Source organism: Pseudonocardia sp. TRM90224, assembly GCF_021245725.1.
In the GTDB taxonomy this organism is placed as follows: domain Bacteria; phylum Actinomycetota; class Actinomycetes; order Mycobacteriales; family Pseudonocardiaceae; genus Pseudonocardia.
The window spans coordinates 37968-53628 of the sequence record NZ_JAJGSX010000003.1 but is presented as its reverse complement, the minus strand read 5'-3'; the positions used below and the strand labels follow the sequence as shown (position 1 = coordinate 53628).

18 protein-coding genes are annotated in these 15661 nt (G+C 72.2%); 12 read left to right on the top strand and 6 right to left on the bottom strand.

What is annotated here, in order from left to right:
• The first annotated feature begins 20 nt into the window (after positions 1–20).
• Both pheA and LL648_RS04410 read left to right on the top strand, forming a co-directional pair.
• Positions 21–968 (top strand): prephenate dehydratase, encoded by a 948-nt coding sequence (gene pheA, locus LL648_RS04415; protein ID WP_232661102.1) that lies wholly within the window; start codon positions 21–23, stop codon positions 966–968.
• Complete coding sequence (locus tag LL648_RS04410) at positions 965–1609, top strand: histidine phosphatase family protein (RefSeq protein WP_232661101.1); 645 nt, start codon at positions 965–967, stop codon at positions 1607–1609. The genes pheA and LL648_RS04410 overlap by 4 nt, the downstream gene beginning before the upstream one ends.
• 33 nt (positions 1610–1642) lie before the next feature.
• Here LL648_RS04410 and LL648_RS04405 read toward each other — a convergent pair whose 3' ends face one another.
• A complete protein-coding gene (locus LL648_RS04405) occupies positions 1643–1981 on the bottom strand; it encodes a metallopeptidase family protein (RefSeq protein ID WP_232661100.1) in 339 nt (112 codons plus the stop codon).
• A 21-nt stretch (positions 1982–2002) separates the two neighbouring features.
• Positions 2003–3310 (bottom strand): septum formation family protein, encoded by a 1308-nt coding sequence (locus tag LL648_RS44810; RefSeq protein WP_305080772.1) that lies wholly within the window; start codon positions 3308–3310, stop codon positions 2003–2005.
• A 182-nt stretch (positions 3311–3492) separates the two neighbouring features.
• Here LL648_RS44810 and LL648_RS04390 point away from each other — a divergent pair, with 182 nt between their 5' ends.
• The 4 genes from LL648_RS04390 to LL648_RS04375 all read left to right on the top strand — a co-directional run bounded on the left by LL648_RS04390 (position 3493) and on the right by LL648_RS04375 (position 6945).
• On the top strand, positions 3493–4134 hold the full coding sequence (locus LL648_RS04390; RefSeq protein ID WP_232661099.1) for a hypothetical protein: 642 nt from the start codon (positions 3493–3495) through the stop codon (positions 4132–4134).
• A 12-nt stretch (positions 4135–4146) separates the two neighbouring features.
• Positions 4147–5313 (top strand): glutathionylspermidine synthase family protein, encoded by a 1167-nt coding sequence (locus LL648_RS04385; protein ID WP_232661098.1) that lies wholly within the window; start codon positions 4147–4149, stop codon positions 5311–5313.
• Between the two features lie 36 nt (positions 5314–5349).
• Complete coding sequence (locus LL648_RS04380) at positions 5350–5787, top strand: DUF350 domain-containing protein (RefSeq protein WP_232661097.1); 438 nt, start codon at positions 5350–5352, stop codon at positions 5785–5787.
• Positions 5788–5931: 144 nt separating this feature from the next.
• Positions 5932–6945, top strand: a complete 1014-nt coding sequence (locus tag LL648_RS04375) for a MerR family transcriptional regulator (RefSeq protein ID WP_232661096.1) — start codon at positions 5932–5934, stop codon at positions 6943–6945.
• A 3-nt stretch (positions 6946–6948) separates the two neighbouring features.
• Here LL648_RS04375 and LL648_RS04370 read toward each other — a convergent pair whose 3' ends face one another.
• Positions 6949–7761 (bottom strand): HAD family hydrolase, encoded by an 813-nt coding sequence (locus LL648_RS04370; protein WP_232661095.1) that lies wholly within the window; start codon positions 7759–7761, stop codon positions 6949–6951.
• A 43-nt stretch (positions 7762–7804) separates the two neighbouring features.
• Here LL648_RS04370 and LL648_RS04365 point away from each other — a divergent pair, with 43 nt between their 5' ends.
• Entirely contained in the window at positions 7805–8884 is a 1080-nt protein-coding gene (locus LL648_RS04365; RefSeq protein WP_232661094.1) for a nucleotide disphospho-sugar-binding domain-containing protein, read from the top strand.
• Here the strand turns inward: LL648_RS04365 and LL648_RS04360 are convergent.
• Positions 8867–9982: an NAD(P)H-dependent flavin oxidoreductase gene (locus LL648_RS04360; protein ID WP_232661093.1), complete on the bottom strand. Its 1116-nt coding sequence runs from the start codon at positions 9980–9982 to the stop codon at positions 8867–8869. The two genes, LL648_RS04365 and LL648_RS04360, sit on opposite strands and share 18 nt — an antisense overlap.
• Before the next feature lie 138 nt (positions 9983–10120).
• Here LL648_RS04360 and LL648_RS04355 point away from each other — a divergent pair, with 138 nt between their 5' ends.
• The 4 genes from LL648_RS04355 to rfbB are packed head-to-tail and all read left to right on the top strand — an operon-like array spanning position 10121 to position 13524.
• A complete protein-coding gene (locus tag LL648_RS04355; protein ID WP_374111983.1) occupies positions 10121–10699 on the top strand; it encodes a phosphatase PAP2 family protein in 579 nt (192 codons plus the stop codon).
• Complete coding sequence (locus tag LL648_RS04350) at positions 10696–11616, top strand: decaprenyl-phosphate phosphoribosyltransferase (protein ID WP_255684514.1); 921 nt, start codon at positions 10696–10698, stop codon at positions 11614–11616. Before LL648_RS04355 ends, LL648_RS04350 begins: the two co-directional genes overlap by 4 nt.
• Positions 11617–11656: 40 nt before the next feature.
• Complete coding sequence (gene rfbA / locus LL648_RS04345; RefSeq protein ID WP_232661092.1) at positions 11657–12547, top strand: glucose-1-phosphate thymidylyltransferase RfbA; 891 nt, start codon at positions 11657–11659, stop codon at positions 12545–12547.
• Positions 12548–12549: 2 nt separating this feature from the next.
• On the top strand, positions 12550–13524 hold the full coding sequence (gene rfbB / locus LL648_RS04340; protein WP_232661091.1) for a dTDP-glucose 4,6-dehydratase: 975 nt from the start codon (positions 12550–12552) through the stop codon (positions 13522–13524).
• Between the two features lie 6 nt (positions 13525–13530).
• On the opposite strand, the gene LL648_RS04335 is transcribed toward rfbB, so the two are convergent.
• Together LL648_RS04335 and LL648_RS04330 are read right to left on the bottom strand one after the other, a co-directional pair.
• Positions 13531–14388, bottom strand: a complete 858-nt coding sequence (locus LL648_RS04335; protein WP_232661090.1) for an SDR family oxidoreductase — start codon at positions 14386–14388, stop codon at positions 13531–13533.
• 1 nt (position 14389) lies between these two features.
• On the bottom strand, positions 14390–14932 hold the full coding sequence (locus tag LL648_RS04330) for a dTDP-4-dehydrorhamnose 3,5-epimerase family protein (RefSeq protein ID WP_232661089.1): 543 nt from the start codon (positions 14930–14932) through the stop codon (positions 14390–14392).
• 66 nt (positions 14933–14998) lie between these two features.
• On the opposite strand from LL648_RS04330, the gene LL648_RS04325 reads away from it, so the two are divergent.
• Positions 14999–15637, top strand: coding sequence for a class I SAM-dependent methyltransferase (locus LL648_RS04325; RefSeq protein ID WP_232661088.1), 639 nt, complete (start codon positions 14999–15001; stop codon positions 15635–15637).
• Positions 15638–15661: the final 24 nt, after the last annotated feature.

The following is a 15661-nucleotide window of genomic DNA, read 5'->3' as shown; positions in this document are numbered from 1 at the left end:
CGCCCGCTACAGTCGGCCGGGTGCCCCGAATCGCGTTCCTCGGACCGCACGCCACGTTCACCGAGCAGGCGTTGCGGTCGCTCCCGGAGGCGGCCGGCGCCGAACTGGTGCCGTGTCCCGGTAGCCCGGCCGTGCTCGCCGCGGTCCGTTCCGGATCGGTCGACCTCGGGTGCGTCCCGATCGAGAACACGGTCGAGGGAGCGGTCCCGGCCGTGCTCGACGGCCTCATCGCCGACCCGCCGCTGGTGATCGTCAAGGAGACGCTGCTCGCCGTCCGGTTCGCCGTGATGGTGCGCCCGGGTACGGCCGCGGCCGACATCCGCACGGTCGCATCGCACACGCACGGCATCGCGCAGACCCGCGGCTGGCTGGCCACCCACCTCCCGGACGCCGAGGTGCTGCTCTCGTCGTCGACGGCCGAAGCGGCGGCGCAGGTGGCCCGCGGCGAGTTCGACGCCGCCGTCGCGGCTCCTGTGGCCGCCGAGCAGCACGGCCTGACGATCTTCGCGGACGACGTCGCGGACAACCCCGATGCGGTCACCCGGTTCGCGCTGGTCGCGCCGTTGCGGCCGCCGCCGGCGCCGACGGGCAACGACCGCACGACGCTCGCCGCGACCACGCAGAACCGGCCGGGAGCGCTGCTCGGGTTGCTGACGGAGCTCGCGGTGCGTGGGATCGACCTGACCCGCATCGAGTCGCGCCCGATCAAGGACCTGCACGCCGAGTACTGGTTCCACCTCGACTGCACGGGACACGTCGCGGAGCCTGCGATGGGAGAGGCCCTCGCCGCCCTGTACAGGCGCTGCGACCGCGTCCGCTTCCTCGGGTCCTATCCGCGTGCCCTCACCGGCAACGGGGGGTCAGCGGCGCCCGTAGGGGCCGTGGTGCCGCTCGGCGGCTCGGCGGCGGAGGAATTCGCCGAAGCGCAGGACTGGCTTGCGCGGGTGCGGACGGGAGTGCAGTCATGAGCGTTTCGCGGTTGGTGCTCGCCAGGCACGGGCAGACCGACTCCAACGTCAACCGGATCCTCGACTCGCGCCCGCCGGGAGCGCCGCTCAACGCGGAAGGCCTCGACCAGGCCGCCGCACTCGGCAAGCGGCTCGCGCACGAGCCGGTGACGGCCGTGCACGCCTCGGTGGCCACCAGGGCGCAGCAGACCGCCGCCCCGGTCGCCGCGGCGCACGAGCTGCCCGTCCAGGTCGTCGAGGGCGTGCACGAGGTGTTCGTCGGCGAGCTCGAAGGCCGCAACGACGTCGAGGCGCTCCAGCAGTTCGAGAAGGTCTACAACGCCTGGTGGCAGGGCGACCTCGACGCGCACCTGCCCGGCGGCGAATCGGCGCACGAGCTGCGCGACCGGTTCGTCCCCGCCGTGCAGGGCATCGTGAACACGGAACCGGGCACCGTGGTGCTCGTCAGCCACGGCGCGGCGATCCGCCTGGCCGCCGCGGCGCTGCTCGGCGACACGGCCGAGACGTTGTGGCTGCCCAACACCGGCCTCGTGATCCTGCGCGCCGAGCCCACCGTCGAGTGCGGCTGGGTGCTGGAGCTGTGGGACACCGGCGACCGGCCCCCGGTGCCCGGCGACGTCACGGGCGGGGCGCCGGACTAGGAGGACCCTCCTAGCCAGGAATCCGCTGCCGGGCTACCCCCAGCCCAGTTCGTGCAGCGTCTCCTCGTCGATGCCGAAGTGGTGCGCCACCTCGTGCACCACGGTGACGGCCACCTCGTGCACGACGTCGTCCTCGTCGTCGCAGATGTCGAGGATCGCGTCCTGGTAGATCGTGATCCGGTCGGGCAGCACCCAGCCGTACGTCGACGTGCGCTCGGTCAGCGCGATGCCCTCGTAGAGGCCGAGCAGGCTCGGCTCCTCCGGGTTGCGGTCGCCGACGAGCACCACGACGTTGTCCATCGCCGCGGTGAGCTCCGGCGGGATCGAGTCGAGCGCGTCGGCGACCAGCTCCTCGAACCGGCGCCGGGTCATGTCCACTCGTCGGCCTGCCTGTCAGGCCCCGCTGGTCGGCGCCGGTGCTGCGGTGGTGGTCTGCGGAGCGCTCGTCGGCGGCTCACCGGTGTTCGGCGGCGGGGTCGGCTCCGCAGGCTTGGTCGGTTCGACGACCGGCGGCAGCGTCACCGGCGGCTGCTCCGGCTCCTCGCCCGGGGGATCCTCGCCGGGCGGGTTGGTCGGGGCGGGCACACCGGGTGTGCTCTGCGCGGGCGGCGCGGGGTTCTCGCCGACCTGCACCGGGCCCTTGACCGAGCCGGTGACCGGGGCGAACCCGCTGCGGTCGGGCAGCAGCGCGCCGAGGTTGCAGTTGACCTTGCGGGTGCCGGCGGCCCATGAAGGCTCGTTCAGGTTGTCCCAGTAGACCGTGAGCTTCTTCGACGCGACGACGTCGGGCCCGCCCGCGTACTCGCCGGCGATCTTGCTGCATTCCTGCTGCAGGTACCCGTCCTGGTCGCCGATCTGCGGGAAGCCTTCAGCGAACTTGCTGCTGAGGTCGACGACGCCGACCGTCTCGACCGCGTGCGGCCCGGCGCAGTCGGCCGGGTCGCCGATCTCGCGGCCGTCGATGGCGAGGCAGGTGCCGGGCTCGTGGACGCCGGACTGATCGCTGTCCGCAGCTCGCCCCGCCATCGCGAACAGGGCGCCGGTCTTCGATGCGCTCTGCAGGCCGCAGCGCAGCTCGCGGTCGCCGTCGGCCCACTTCGTGGGGGAGGGCTTGAGCGCGCCGATCCGGAACTTGCCGGCCGGGTCGTACTTGCCGCCCAGGTAGCCGGTCACTACCTCGCCGCAGCGCTCGTTCACGAGCTGGCGCCACTGCCGGTCGTCCGGCAGGTTGCTCTGGTCGGTGAGCGCCACCGAGCCGGCCTGCTCGAACAGGTGCGGGGCGCTGCACTCGACGACCTCGGCGTCGGCCGCGTCGGGCCGCGTCCAGTTCAGGCACGTGCCGGGCGCCGACGGGGGCGGTTCCGACATGAACCCGCGCGAGCCCTCCGGCGCCGGCAGCGACGCGAACGTGCCGAGCACGGGGACGGTGGCGCCGGCGAACGTGTCGAGAGTTGCGACACCGAGCATCGTCGCGGCGCCGATCAGGATCGCCGTGACGAACCGGCGGACGAGCTTCGGCTCGAACGCCGTACGGCCGGTCGGGGAACCGGCTGGGCGGCCTGCGGGGGCTGGGCCGCCCGCGGGTGCGTTCCGGGCTGCAGGGCTGGGGGACCCGTGCCGGCCGGTGCGCTGGGGAGCACCGGCCTCCCGGACGACCCTCACGGGAGCGGTGGGGAGTACGTCCATGTCAACCGTCATCATGCCGTTACCTGTCAATGGGGCACGCGGCGAGGCGACGATCGGTCGTCGTCGTGCTGCAAGCGTGCAGCATCGTCACTCAATCGTCCGCTCGACGCGCCCGTGTGAGCTACACACGCCAGTCCGCTTCCCGGTACGGTTCCGGCGCGCGGGGTGGACCGCTGAGCGTCACGAGGGGGAACTCGATGCCAGACGACGACGAGGAGCTGTCGTCCGCTGGGCGGATGCGGTTCCAGGACGGGTCGACAACGCCGCGGGAACCGACTCTCGCCGAGCAGAAGGCCCGTGAACAGGCACTTCGCCGGCAGGAAGAGGCGGCGCGGGCGCAGGCGGCGGCCGATGAGAAGTCCCGCAAGAAGCGCAAGCGCATCCTGATCGGTGCCGGGGTCACCGTCGGGCTGGTCGCCGTGATCGCCGTCGGCTACGCCGTGGTGCAGGACGACGACGACGTCGACGCCCGGTGCGTCGAGGAGGACAGCGAGGTGGTCGTCGACGACGCGAACTGCGTGACCCCCGCCGCGAGCGGTGTCTACAGCCACGGCGGCGCCTACCCGATCTTCATCGGCGCCAACGGCCGGCAGTACCACTACCACTACGGCTCGAACAGCACCGTCGGCACGCGCGTGAGCGGCGGGACGACCGTGGTGCCGCGCTACGGGACGAAGGTCAAGACGCTCTCCGGCAAGACGACTGTGCTCGGGTCGGGCAGCTCGACCTTCAACTCGCCGTCGCCGTCGCCGGGCGGCACCTCGGCCGGCACCACGGACAACAGCAACGTCAGCCGCGGCGGTCTCGGGGTTTCCAACTCCGGCTCCAGCGGCTCGTAGGCGCGCGACCGGATGGAACGCCACACGGGCGCACCCCGCCCCGACTGGGAGACCAAGGTCCGCGAGCAGGGCATGGTGTACGGGACACCCGGGCGCGGCGAGGGCGGCTCGCCCCGGCCGTACTGGGACGAGTCGGTGCACTACGTCTTCTCGATGGACGAGGTGCTCTCGCTCGAAGCGGACGTCGAGGTCATCCACTCGATGTGCCTCGAAGCCGTCGACCACGTGGTCACGGCCGAGCGGTTCCGCGACTTCGCGCTGCCCGAGCACTCGTGGGAGGCCGTCGCGGCGTCGTGGAAGCGCAACGACCCGCACGTGTACGGCCGGTTCGACATCCGCTACGACGGCGGCGGGCCGGCGAAGCTGCTGGAGTACAACGCCGACACGCCGACGACGCTGCTGGAAGCGTCGATCCTGCAGTGGAACTGGCTGAAGGACACCCACCCCGACGACGACCAGTGGAACTCGCTGCACGAGCAGCTCGTCGAGCGGTGGGGCCTGATCAAGGACCGGTTGCCGAGCAGCGAGGTCTACTTCACCTGGTCGAGCGGCGACTCGACGGGCGAGGACCACGTCACCGTCGGCTACCTGCAGGAGACCGCGGCGGAGGCCGGGCTCGACACCGTTGGGCTCGCGATCGAGGACATCGGGTGGGACGCGGCGCTCGACCGCTTCGTCGACCTCGAGGAATCGCAGATGGCGGCGATCTTCAAGCTCTACCCGTGGGAGTGGGTGCTCAGCGACGACTTCGGCAAGCACGTGCTGCGCAGCCTCCCCGAGACGCTGTGGATCGAGCCGCTGTGGAAGACGCTGCTCTCCAACAAGGCGCTGCTCGCCGTGCTGTGGGAGATGTACCCCGGCCACCCCAACCTGCTGCCGGCCTACCTGGACCAGCCCGGGATGCTCACCGAGTACGTCCGCAAGCCGCGGCTGGGCCGGGAGGGCGCCAACATCGCGATCGTCGCGCCCGGCATGGAACACCAGACGGGTGGCGTCTACGGCGAGGAAGGGTACGTCTACCAGCTCTTCGACCCGCTGCCCGTCTTCGACGGATACCGTCCCGCGCTGGGCGCGTGGATCGTCGGCGACACCTCCGCCGGCCTCGGCATCCGCGAGACCGTCGGGCTCGTGACCGACGACGGCGCAGCCTTCGTACCGCACCGCATCCCACAGACCTGAACAAGCAGTACAGCTCCCCGCGCACTGGAGGACTACGTGATCGACCCGAGCTTCTTCGCCGTGATCGGCCGCGGTATCGGCGCGATCCTGCTCTACGCCGTGCTCGGCGTGCTGCTCATGCTGCTCGGCTTCTTCGCCGTCGACCTGACGACGCCGGGCAAGCTCAACCGCATGGTCAAGGAAGGCCTGCCGAACGCGGTGATCGTCACCGCCGCCGGGATGATCAGCATGGCGTTCATCGTCGTGACGGCGATCTACTCGTCGTCCGGCGCGCTGCTGGAGGGCGTGCTGGCCTCGCTGATCTTCGGGCTGGTCGGGATCATCGCGCAGGTCGGCGGCGTGCGGCTGCTGGAGTGGGTCACCGGGATCGACATCGGCACCGTCCTCACCGCCGACACCGTCCGCCCGCAGGCCTTCGTGGTGTCGGCCGCGCACCTGGCGCTCGGTCTCGTGGTCGCGGTTGCGATCCTGTAGGTGGGTCGTGCCGCACGAGTGACGGCCGGGGACGCACCGCACACGTTGCCAGGAAAGCCACTTTCCTGGCACCACAGGACAGGAAAGCCACTTTCCTGGCACTCCCAGCCACCCACCCGCAACCGGCTCGGTTGACTCTCGACCATGTCGAGGCCCGAGGGTCGTGGGGTGGAGAGCTTGCGGGGCATCGGGGCGATGTCGCGGGAGTCGGGGCTGACGGTCAGCGCGCTGCGGTTCTACGACGGCGCGGGCGTGCTGCGCCCGGCCCGCGTCGACCCGGACACCGGGTACCGGTCGTACGCGCCCGAGCAGCTCGCGGTCGCGAAGCTGGTCGCGGTGCTGCGCAGGGTCGGGATGCCGGTCGCCGGCATCCGGGAGGTGCTGGCGCACCGCGCCGACCCCGCGCACGTCGACGTCCTGCTCGACGCGCACGTGCGCAGCCTCGAACAGCGGCTCGCCGACGCCCGCCGCGCGCTCTCCTCGGTCACGTCACTGCTGAGCCCCGAGGAGCCCGCCATGTCCGCAACCACCTTCACCGTGCCCGCCGCCGCGCTCTCCGACGCCTTGCGCGCGGTCCGGTTCGCCGTCGGCGCCGATCCCGACCTGCCGGTGCTCTCGGGGGTGCTGCTCGAGGTCGACGGTTCGATGCTCACGCTCGTTGCGACCGACCGGTACCGGCTCGCGCTCGCCGAGGTCACGCTCGCTGAGCCGGCCGATCCGGTGCGGGTGGTCGTCCCGGCGCCCCTGCTCGACGAGATCGCCACGGCGAGCGGCGACGTGCCCATCACCGTCGACGGCGAGTCGCTGACCAGCGGGGACGTCGCCGGGCCGCTGCTGCCCGACGCGTTCCCCGACTACCGGCCGCTGCTGCCCGCGGCCCGCGACGGGATTCTCGTCGATGTGACGGCATTGCGGACGGCGCCCGCCCACCAGGTTCGCGACGAGCCCGACGGCTCCCGCATCGAGGTGCTCGCGCTCGACGAGCAGGGCCGGCCCGCCGCGGCCGGCGTCGGGGTGAACCGCGAGTTCCTCCTCGAAGCTTTCGACGCGGGCGGGCCCGGTCAGCTGCAGCTGGAGCTCGACGGGCCGCTCGCCCCGCTGGTCATCCGCTCGCCGCGCTCGGTCTCGCTGCTGATGCCGATCCGGCTGGACGCGTAAGCGTCAGAACCAGCGCTCCAGCACCAGCGCCAGCCCGTCCTCGGCGTTGCTCGACGTCACCTCGTCCGCGACGTCGAGCAGCGCCGGGTGCGCGTTGCCCATCGCGACGCCGTGCCCGGCCCACCGCAGCATCTCCAGGTCGTTCGGCATGTCGCCGAACGCGATGACGTCGGCCTGCTCCACCCCGAACGTCGAGGCGACCTCGGCCAGCCCGGTTGCCTTCGTGACCCGCGGCGGGGAGATCTCGACCAGCCCGCGCGGGCTGGAGAACGTGATGTCGGCGGCGCCGCCGAGCACGGGCGAGAGCGCCGCCACCATCGCGTCGCTGCTCAGCTCGGCGCAGCGGACCAGCATCTTCACGGCGGGCAGCCCGAGCAGCTCGGCACGCTCGGTGACGCCATGGTCGGCGTCGGGCCAGGCATGCTTGTAAGCAGGCTCGGCGACGAAGTTCGCCACGTTGCCCTCCAGCGCGCGTTCGCCGACGCGTTCCACGGCGAGCCCGCACTCCGGGAACGTCCCGGTCACCGCCGCGGCCAGCTCGCCAAGCAGCGCGACGTCCAGGGTCCGCGCCCAGACGATCTCGTCGGCCACGACGTCGTAGAGCACGCCGCCGTTGGCGCACACCGCGAGCCTGGCCACCCCGAGCTGCGCGGCGACGGACGGGATCCAGCGCGGCGGCCGCCCGGTGACCAGCACGAAGCCGGTGCCCGCCGCAACCAGCCTGCCGATCACTGCGGCCGCGCGCGGCGTGACCTTCTCGGACGGGTCGAGCAGGGTGCCGTCGACGTCGGTCGCTACCAATCGGGGGGCCTGCACCCGCACCAATGTACGGACCGTCACCGCTCCTAGTCTGGGCTTTGTGCGCGTACTCATCGTCGCCCTGCCGCTGGTCGGGCACACACTGCCGATGCTCCCGCTGGCCGTCGCGCTGCGTGCCGCCGGGCACGACGTCCAGCTGGCGACCGGCGGCGACGCGCTCGTGGCCGATACCGGGCCGCTCACGGTGCACGACGTCGGCGCCGACCTGCCGCCCACGTCCGCGTGGCGGCTGGTGCTCGGCAACCCGGTGCTCTCGGCGAAAGTGGCTACTGGTCGCGGTGGTGCGGCCGGGGCGGCGCTGGTGCTGCAATCGATCAACGCCGGGATCGTCGCGCCCGTGCGCGCGCTCGCCGCACAGTGGCGGCCGGACCTGGTCGTGCACGACCCGATGGCGATCGCGGCGCCGATCGTCGCGGCGGAGCTCGGCGTGCCGGCGGTCCTGCACGGCAACGCGCTGATGGACGTCGAGGAGCTGCGTTCCGCCGTCATCGAGCGGCACGGGCTGGGTGCGCTGCCACCCGCCGCGCTCGCGCTCGACATCGCGCCGCCCAGCGTCGTCGGGCCCCGACCGGGGTTGTCGCTGCGCACGGTCCCGTGGAGCGGTCAGGGCGCCGTGCCGGAGTGGCTGGCGCGCCCGGCCGACCGCCCGCGGATCGTGGTGAGCCGGAGCACGATCAACGGTGGTCCCGGCGCCGACCCGATCCCGGCCGTCGTGCGCGCCGCCGCGGCCGTCGACGCCGAGATCGTGCTGGTCAGGCCGGCGTCCGAGGCGAAGTTGCCGGGCAACGTCCGCACGGTCGGCTGGGTGCCGCTCGACCAGGTGCTCCCGCACTGCACCGCGGTCGTGCACCACGGCGGCGCCGGCACCGTGCTCGGCGCGCTCGTCGCCGGCATCCCGCAGCTCGTCGTGCCGGGCATCGGCGACCGTCGGATCAACGCCGACCTGATCGCCCGCCGCGGCGCCGGGCTCGCCGCGCCGTCGCGGAGCATCACCGCCGAGGTGCTGCGCCGGCTCATCGCCGACGACGAGCTCGCTGCGGCCGCCCGCGAGGTCCAGCAGGAGATCGCGGCACTACCGGGCCCCGCCGAAGTAGTCCCGGAGCTAGCCAGACTCACCTAGAAGCGAGGACGGCAGGACCGGGCGCGGCCGCGGGGAGGGCAGGAAAGCCACCTTCCTGCCCCCACAGGGCCTGAAAGTGGCTTTCCTGCCCTCGTGGCGCGGGAGCGTCACCGACCGGAGCCGGCGCCCCCCCACCAGCTCGCGGACGATCTCGGCGGCCGGCTTCACGTCGCGGACCAGCCCCACTCCCTGGCCGGCGTAGTGCACCATCGCCTCGACGTCGCCCTCGACGCCCGTGGTCGGGATGTCGCTGCTGTAGCGCAGCTGCGGCTCGCCCCTGCGCACGGCGACCTGCTCGCCCTCGCCCGGCCGCGATCCGGGAGGCGGGGACCCGGCCGCGAGCCATTCGCGGACGGTGCTGTTGCGCAGCGTGCGGTGCGGCGCGTCCGGCCACCCGCCGTCGAACAGCTCGCTGAGCAGGGTGTCCGTCTCGGCAGCCGCCGCCACGGCGGCGCGGTAGCCGGGATGGGCGCCCGACTCCTCCGCGAGCAGGAAGCGGGTGCCGATCCAGCCCGCGACCGCGCCGAGCGCGAGCACGGCGGCGAGCCCGCGGCGATCCGCGATCCCGCCTGCCGCGATCACCGGCACCGGGTGGACGGCGTCGACCACCGCGGGGACCAGCGCCAACGTGCCGACCTCACCCCAGACGTGCCCGCCCGCCTCCCAGCCCTGCGCGACGACGACATCGACGCCTGCGGCGACCGCCCGGCGCGCCTCGGCGGCCGACGCGACCGTGTGCAGGTGCAGCGCACCGGCGGCGTGGATCGGTGCGGAGTACGGCGCCGGGTCGCCCCAGAACGTCGAGATCACCCGCACCCCGGCCGCGAGGCAGAGCTCCAGCCGCTCGAACTGCGGACGGTCGAGCACGAGGTTCGCACCGAACGTCCGGGACGTCAGCGCGCCCGTCCGCTCGATCGCACTGCGGATCTGCGCCGGGTCCGACCACGAGAGCGCGAGCATCCCGAGCCCGCCCGCTCCGCTGACCGCCGCGGCGAGCTGCGGCGTCGCCGCTCCGCCGATCGGCGCTTGCACCACCGGAACCGTCATCCCCAGCGCACCGACCGCGCCGTCCCCCACCGTCGAAGGCGTCTCCGTCACGCGCGGCAGAGTGCCAGAGAGTTGCTTGAAGGCATGGTGACGGCTGCCGATGAGACTGCCGCGCGTAGCATCAGGGGTCGTCACGCACCCGATCGGACGCAGCCCACCCGGGCCGCGCCGCACTGGAGGCCCGCCCTCGTGGCCGAGCTACTCGACCGTCCCGGCCCCACCACCCGTCCGCCGGGGACGGCCACGCTGGTCGCAGCCGCGCCACCACCAGCGGAGATCCGCGCATTGGCCGCCGTGCAGCGCACGGCCGGCCACCCGCAGATCGTGCGCACGGCCCGCGGCATGTCGCTCTTCGGTGAGCACGCGGGCGGCTGGCTCGCGCTCGGCGCGCTGGGCGCGCTCGTGGACCGCCGCCGTCGCCGCGAGTGGCTCGTCGCCACCGCCGGTGTGGCGCTGGCGCACGGCGCGTCCGTCGGGGTGAAGCGGGTGGTGCGCAGGGCTCGTCCGGACGACCCGAGCGTCGAGGTGCTCGTCGGCACACCGAGCAAGCTCAGCTTCCCCTCGGCGCACGCCACGTCGACCACCGCGGCCGCCGTCCTCTACGGAGGCCTCGTCGGGGTCCCGCTCGTTCCGCTGATCGTCCCGCCGATGGCCGTGTCCAGGCTCGTGCTCGGCGTGCACTACCCCACCGACGTGCTGGCCGGCTCGGTGCTCGGCGCCGCCGTCGCCGCGGTGACCAGGAGGGCTTTCCGAAAGGGATCGCGATGACCAGCACGGACGTCCCAGCGCAGCACGAGGTGCCGCACCGCTCACCCGTCGGCATGGCGCTGGGTGTGCTCAAGACGATGCGCCCTCGCCAGTGGGTGAAGAACGTGCTCGTGCTGGCAGCTCCGTTCGCCAGCGGCGATCTGCTGATGCCCGGCATCGTGACGAACCTCGCGATCGCCTTCGTGGCGTTCTCGCTGGCCGCCTCCGGCATCTACCTGGTCAACGACGCCAACGACGTCGAGGCCGACCGGGCGCACCCGACCAAGCGCAACCGGCCGATCGCCGCGGGGATCGTCCCGCCGAAGCTGGCCGTCGCGGTCGCCGTGCTGCTGCTCGCGGGCGCGCTCGCGATCAGCTTCATCGCGAGCTGGGGCCTCGTGGTCGTGGTCGCGGTCTACATCGCGGTCCAGCTCTCGTACTGCTTCTGGTTGAAGCACCAGCCGGTGCTCGACATCTGCATCGTCGCCTCCGGCTTCCTGCTGCGGGCCATCGCGGGCGGCGCGGCGACGGACATCCCGCTCTCGCAGTGGTTCCTGCTCGTCGCCGGGTTCGGTTCGCTGTTCATGGTGGCCGGCAAGCGCTACGCCGAGATGATGCTCGCCGAGCGCACCGGCGCGAAGATCCGCAAGTCGCTGGAGAGCTACTCGGCGTCGTACCTGCGGTTCGTGTGGGCGCTCTCGGCCACGGTGCTGATCGTCAACTACTCGCTGTGGGCGTTCCAGATCCGCGAGGAGCAGCACAACCCGATCTGGTCGGCGGTCTCGATCGTCCCGTTCGTGGTCGCGGTACTGCGCTACGCCGTCGACGTCGACTCCGGCAACGGCGGCGAGCCGGAGGAGATCGCGCTGGGCGACCGCGTGCTGCAGGTGCTCGCGGTGCTCTGGGTGGGAACGCTCACGCTCGCGGTCTACTCCTGACCCGAACGGGTCGCCCGCCGACGTGACACCATCTGCCCCGATGAAGGGCATCGTTCTGGCCGGTGGTTCCGGCACACGGCTGCATCCGATCACCCGCGCGGTCTCGAAGCAGCTGCTGCCGGTCTACGACAAGCCGATGATCTACTACCCGCTCTCGGCGCTGATGCTGGCCGGGATCAGGGAGATCCTGCTCATCTCCACCCCGCACGACCTGCCGGTCTTCCGCAGATTGCTCGGCACCGGCGAGGAGCTGGGGCTGACGATCGACTACGCCGAGCAGGCCGCGCCGAACGGCCTCGCGGAGGCGTTCGTGATCGGCGCCGACCACATCGGCGACGCTCCCGCCGCGCTCGTGCTGGGCGACAACATCTTCCACGGCCCGGGCTTCTCCGGGCTGCTGCAGTCGTCGATCACGGACGTCGAGCGCGGCGACTGGTCCTGTGTGCTCTTCGGCTACGAGGTGCGCGACCCGCAGCGGTACGGCGTGGCCGAGGCCGACGCGCAGGGCCGGCTGCTCTCGATCGAGGAGAAGCCGGCCCGGCCGCGCTCGAACCGCGCCGTGACCGGGCTGTACTTCTACGACAACGACGTCGTCGAGATCGCGAAGGGCCTGCGCCCGTCGGCGCGCGGCGAACTGGAGATCACCGACGTCAACCGCGAGTACATGAACCGCGGGACGGCCCGGCTGGTCGATCTGGGCCGCGGGTTCGCGTGGCTCGACACCGGGACGCACGAGTCGCTCCTCGAAGCCGGCGAGTACGTCAGGGTGCTGGAGAACCGGCAGGGCATCCGGATCGCGTGCATCGAGGAGATCGCGATGCGGATGGGCTTCATCGACGCCGCGGCCTGCTACGCGCTCGGCGAGAGCCAGGCGAAGTCGGGCTACGGCGAGTACGTCATGGACGTCGCCAAGACATTCGAGGAGGGCTGACCGTGCAGGTTCTGGTCACCGGCGGCGCCGGGTTCATCGGCTCGCACTACGTGCGCTCGCTCGTCGGCGGCGCGTACCCGGCGTTCGCGGATGCCGAGGTCGTCGTGTTCGACCTGCTCACCTACGCGGGCACGCTCACCAACCTCGCCGAGTGCGAGGGCTCGCCGCGGATGCGGTTCGTGCAGGGCGACATCCGCGACCCTGCCGCGGTCGCCGCGGTGATGGCCGGCACCGACGTCGTCGTGCACTTCGCCGCCGAGTCGCACGTCGACCGCTCGATCGCGGGCGCGGCCGACTTCGTCTCCACCAACGTCGTCGGGACGCAGGTGCTGCTGCAGGCCGCGCTCGACGCCGGGGTGTCGCGGTTCGTGCACGTCTCGACCGACGAGGTGTACGGCTCGATCGAGCACGGTTCGTGGCCCGAGACGCACCCGCTGGAGCCGAACTCGCCCTACTCGGCGTCGAAGGCGTCGTCCGACCTGCTGGCGCGCTCGTACTTCCGCACCCACGGCCTGCCCGTCTGCGTCACACGCTGCTCCAACAACTACGGGCCGCACCAGTTCCCGGAGAAGGTCATTCCGCTCTTCGTCTCGAACCTGCTCGACGGCAGGAAGGTGCCGCTCTACGGCGACGGCCTCAACGTGCGCGACTGGCTGCACGTCGCCGACCACTGCCGCGGCATCCAGCTCGTCGCGGAGAAGGGGCGCGACGGGGAGATCTACAACATCGGCGGCGGCACCGAGCTGACCAACCGCGACCTGACGTACCGGCTGCTGGCGGCGGTCGGCGCCGACGAGTCGATGATCCAGCCGGTGGCCGACCGCAAGGCGCACGACCGCCGCTACAGCGTCGACTGGTCGAAGATCGCCGGCGAGCTCGGCTATTCGCCGCAGGTGCCGTTCGAGCAGGGGCTGGCCGAGACGGTGCGCTGGTACACCGAGAACCGCGCGTGGTGGGAGCCGCTCAAGTCGCCTTGAGTCGCCTCAGTTCGCGGAGTTGACGTACTCGGCGAGCCGTGAGCGCCACGACGGCAGCTCGATGCCGACCTTCTCGGCCTTCGTCAGGTCGAGCACGCTGTTGCGCGGGCGCGGCGCAGCGTCGGGCTTGCCGGCGAAGTAGGCCTCCGTCGTCGTGTCGGTCACCGTGAGGTCGGCGCGGCCGGCCAGCTGGTAGGTCGCGCGGGCGACGTCCGCCCACGACGCGGGCTCGCCGCTCGCCGTCACGTTGTAGGTGCCGAACGGCGCGTCGCTCATGAGCAGGTGCACGACGGCGGCCGCGACGTCGCGCGCGAACGTCAGCCGCCCGACCTGGTCGGCGACCACCGCGGGTTCGACGCCCTTCGCGGCGAGGCCGATCATCGTCCGGACGAAGTTGCGCCCGTCGCCGACCAGCCACGTTGGCCGCACGATGTAGTGCCTGGCCAGTGCGCCGACGGCGATGTCGCCGGCCGCCTTGGCCGCGCCGTACGCGCTGAGCGGCGCGAACGGGGCGTCCTCCGGGTACGGCTCGGGCGAGCGGCCGTCGAAGACGTACTCGCTGGAGATGTGCACCAGCGTGAGGCCGTGCTCGCCGGCGACGCGGGCGAGCGCCGCGGGCCCGCAGGCGTTGGCCTGCCACGCGGCGACCCTGCCTTCAGCGGTCTCCGCGCCGTCGACGTCGGTGTACGCGGCGGCGTTGACCACGACGTCGTGCGCGGCCCACTCGACGCCCGCGCTGCCCGGATCGGTGATGTCCAGAGCGGTGATGTCCAGTTCGGCCCGGCCCAGCGCCGTCGCCCACGGCAGCGCCGCGACCAGTGCCTTCCCGACCTGACCGCCGGCCCCCAGCACCAGAACGCGCATGTCAGACACCCGCAGGGACGACGTCGGCGAGCCGCGGGTGCCCGCGGTCCTTGTCGGAGCGGATCGCCGCGTCCGGCCCGATCGGCCACTCGATGCCGAGCGCCGGGTCGAACGCCTGCAGCAGCGTGTACTGCGCGTCGGGCGACCAGTGCTCGTTCACCAGGTAGGAGTAGACGACGTCCGGCGTGAGCGTCTGGTACGAGTTGCCGCAGCCGCGCGGCACGTAGATGGCGTTCGCCGGGGTCAGCTCCAGCGTCTCGACGACGCCGAACGTCGGGCCCGAGCGCAGGTCGACGATCGCCGCGAACGCCCGCCCGTGCGCGAGCGAGATGTACTTGTCCCACGGCTCGGCGTGGATGCCGCGGGTGACCCCCACCTCGGCGTTGTAGGACACGTTGTTCTGCACGATCTCGAACGCCGGGAACCCCTGCGCCTCCAGCTTGGCGCGCTGGAAGCCCTCCTTGAACCACCCGCGCCCGTCCTCGTGCACGTCCAACCCGATCTTCAGCAGACCGGGGATCGCCGTTTCCTCCACGCTGACCACGAGCGAGAGTGTCCCAGCAGGTGACCCGGTGTTCACCGACGGCACCGGGCTCGCCACACTGTCGGGGTGACCGAGCCCTCCGAGAGCCGCCCAGGCACCGACGCTCCCGACTACGCGGAGCGGCTGCAGACGCTGGAGCAGGCGCGCTGGAAGCAGCTGCTGGACGTGCAGGCGCCCTACCGCTGGAACATCCGGCGGCTGGAGCTCGGCCGCACGCTCGACGTCGGCTGCGGACTCGGCCGCAACCTCGCCCACCTCGGCGGCGACGGTGTCGGGGTCGACCACAACGCCGCCTCGATCGCGATCGCGCGCGAGCGCGGGCTCGAGGCGTACACGACCGAGGAGTTCATGAAGCGCTCGGCCGCCGAGCACGGCTCGTTCGACAGCATGCTCGCGGCGCACCTCGTCGAGCACATGTCGGAGTCCGACGCGATCGGCGTGCTGAAGTCCTACCTGCCCTACGTCCGGCCGGGCGGCAAGGTCGTGATCATCACGCCGCAGGAGAAGGGCTACACGACCGACGCCACGCACGTGCGGTTCTGCGGGTTCCCCGAGGTCGCCTCGTTGTGCGAGGCGGTGGGCTTGCACGTCGTGCGGCAGTACTCCTTCCCCTTCCCGCGGGCGGCGGGGAAGGTCTTCCCGTACAACGAGTTCGTGACGCTGGCTCGTGCGGGGGCCGCGGACGTTACCGGGTTGATCGCGTGATCCAGGCGGCGCGTCGCAAGGCGC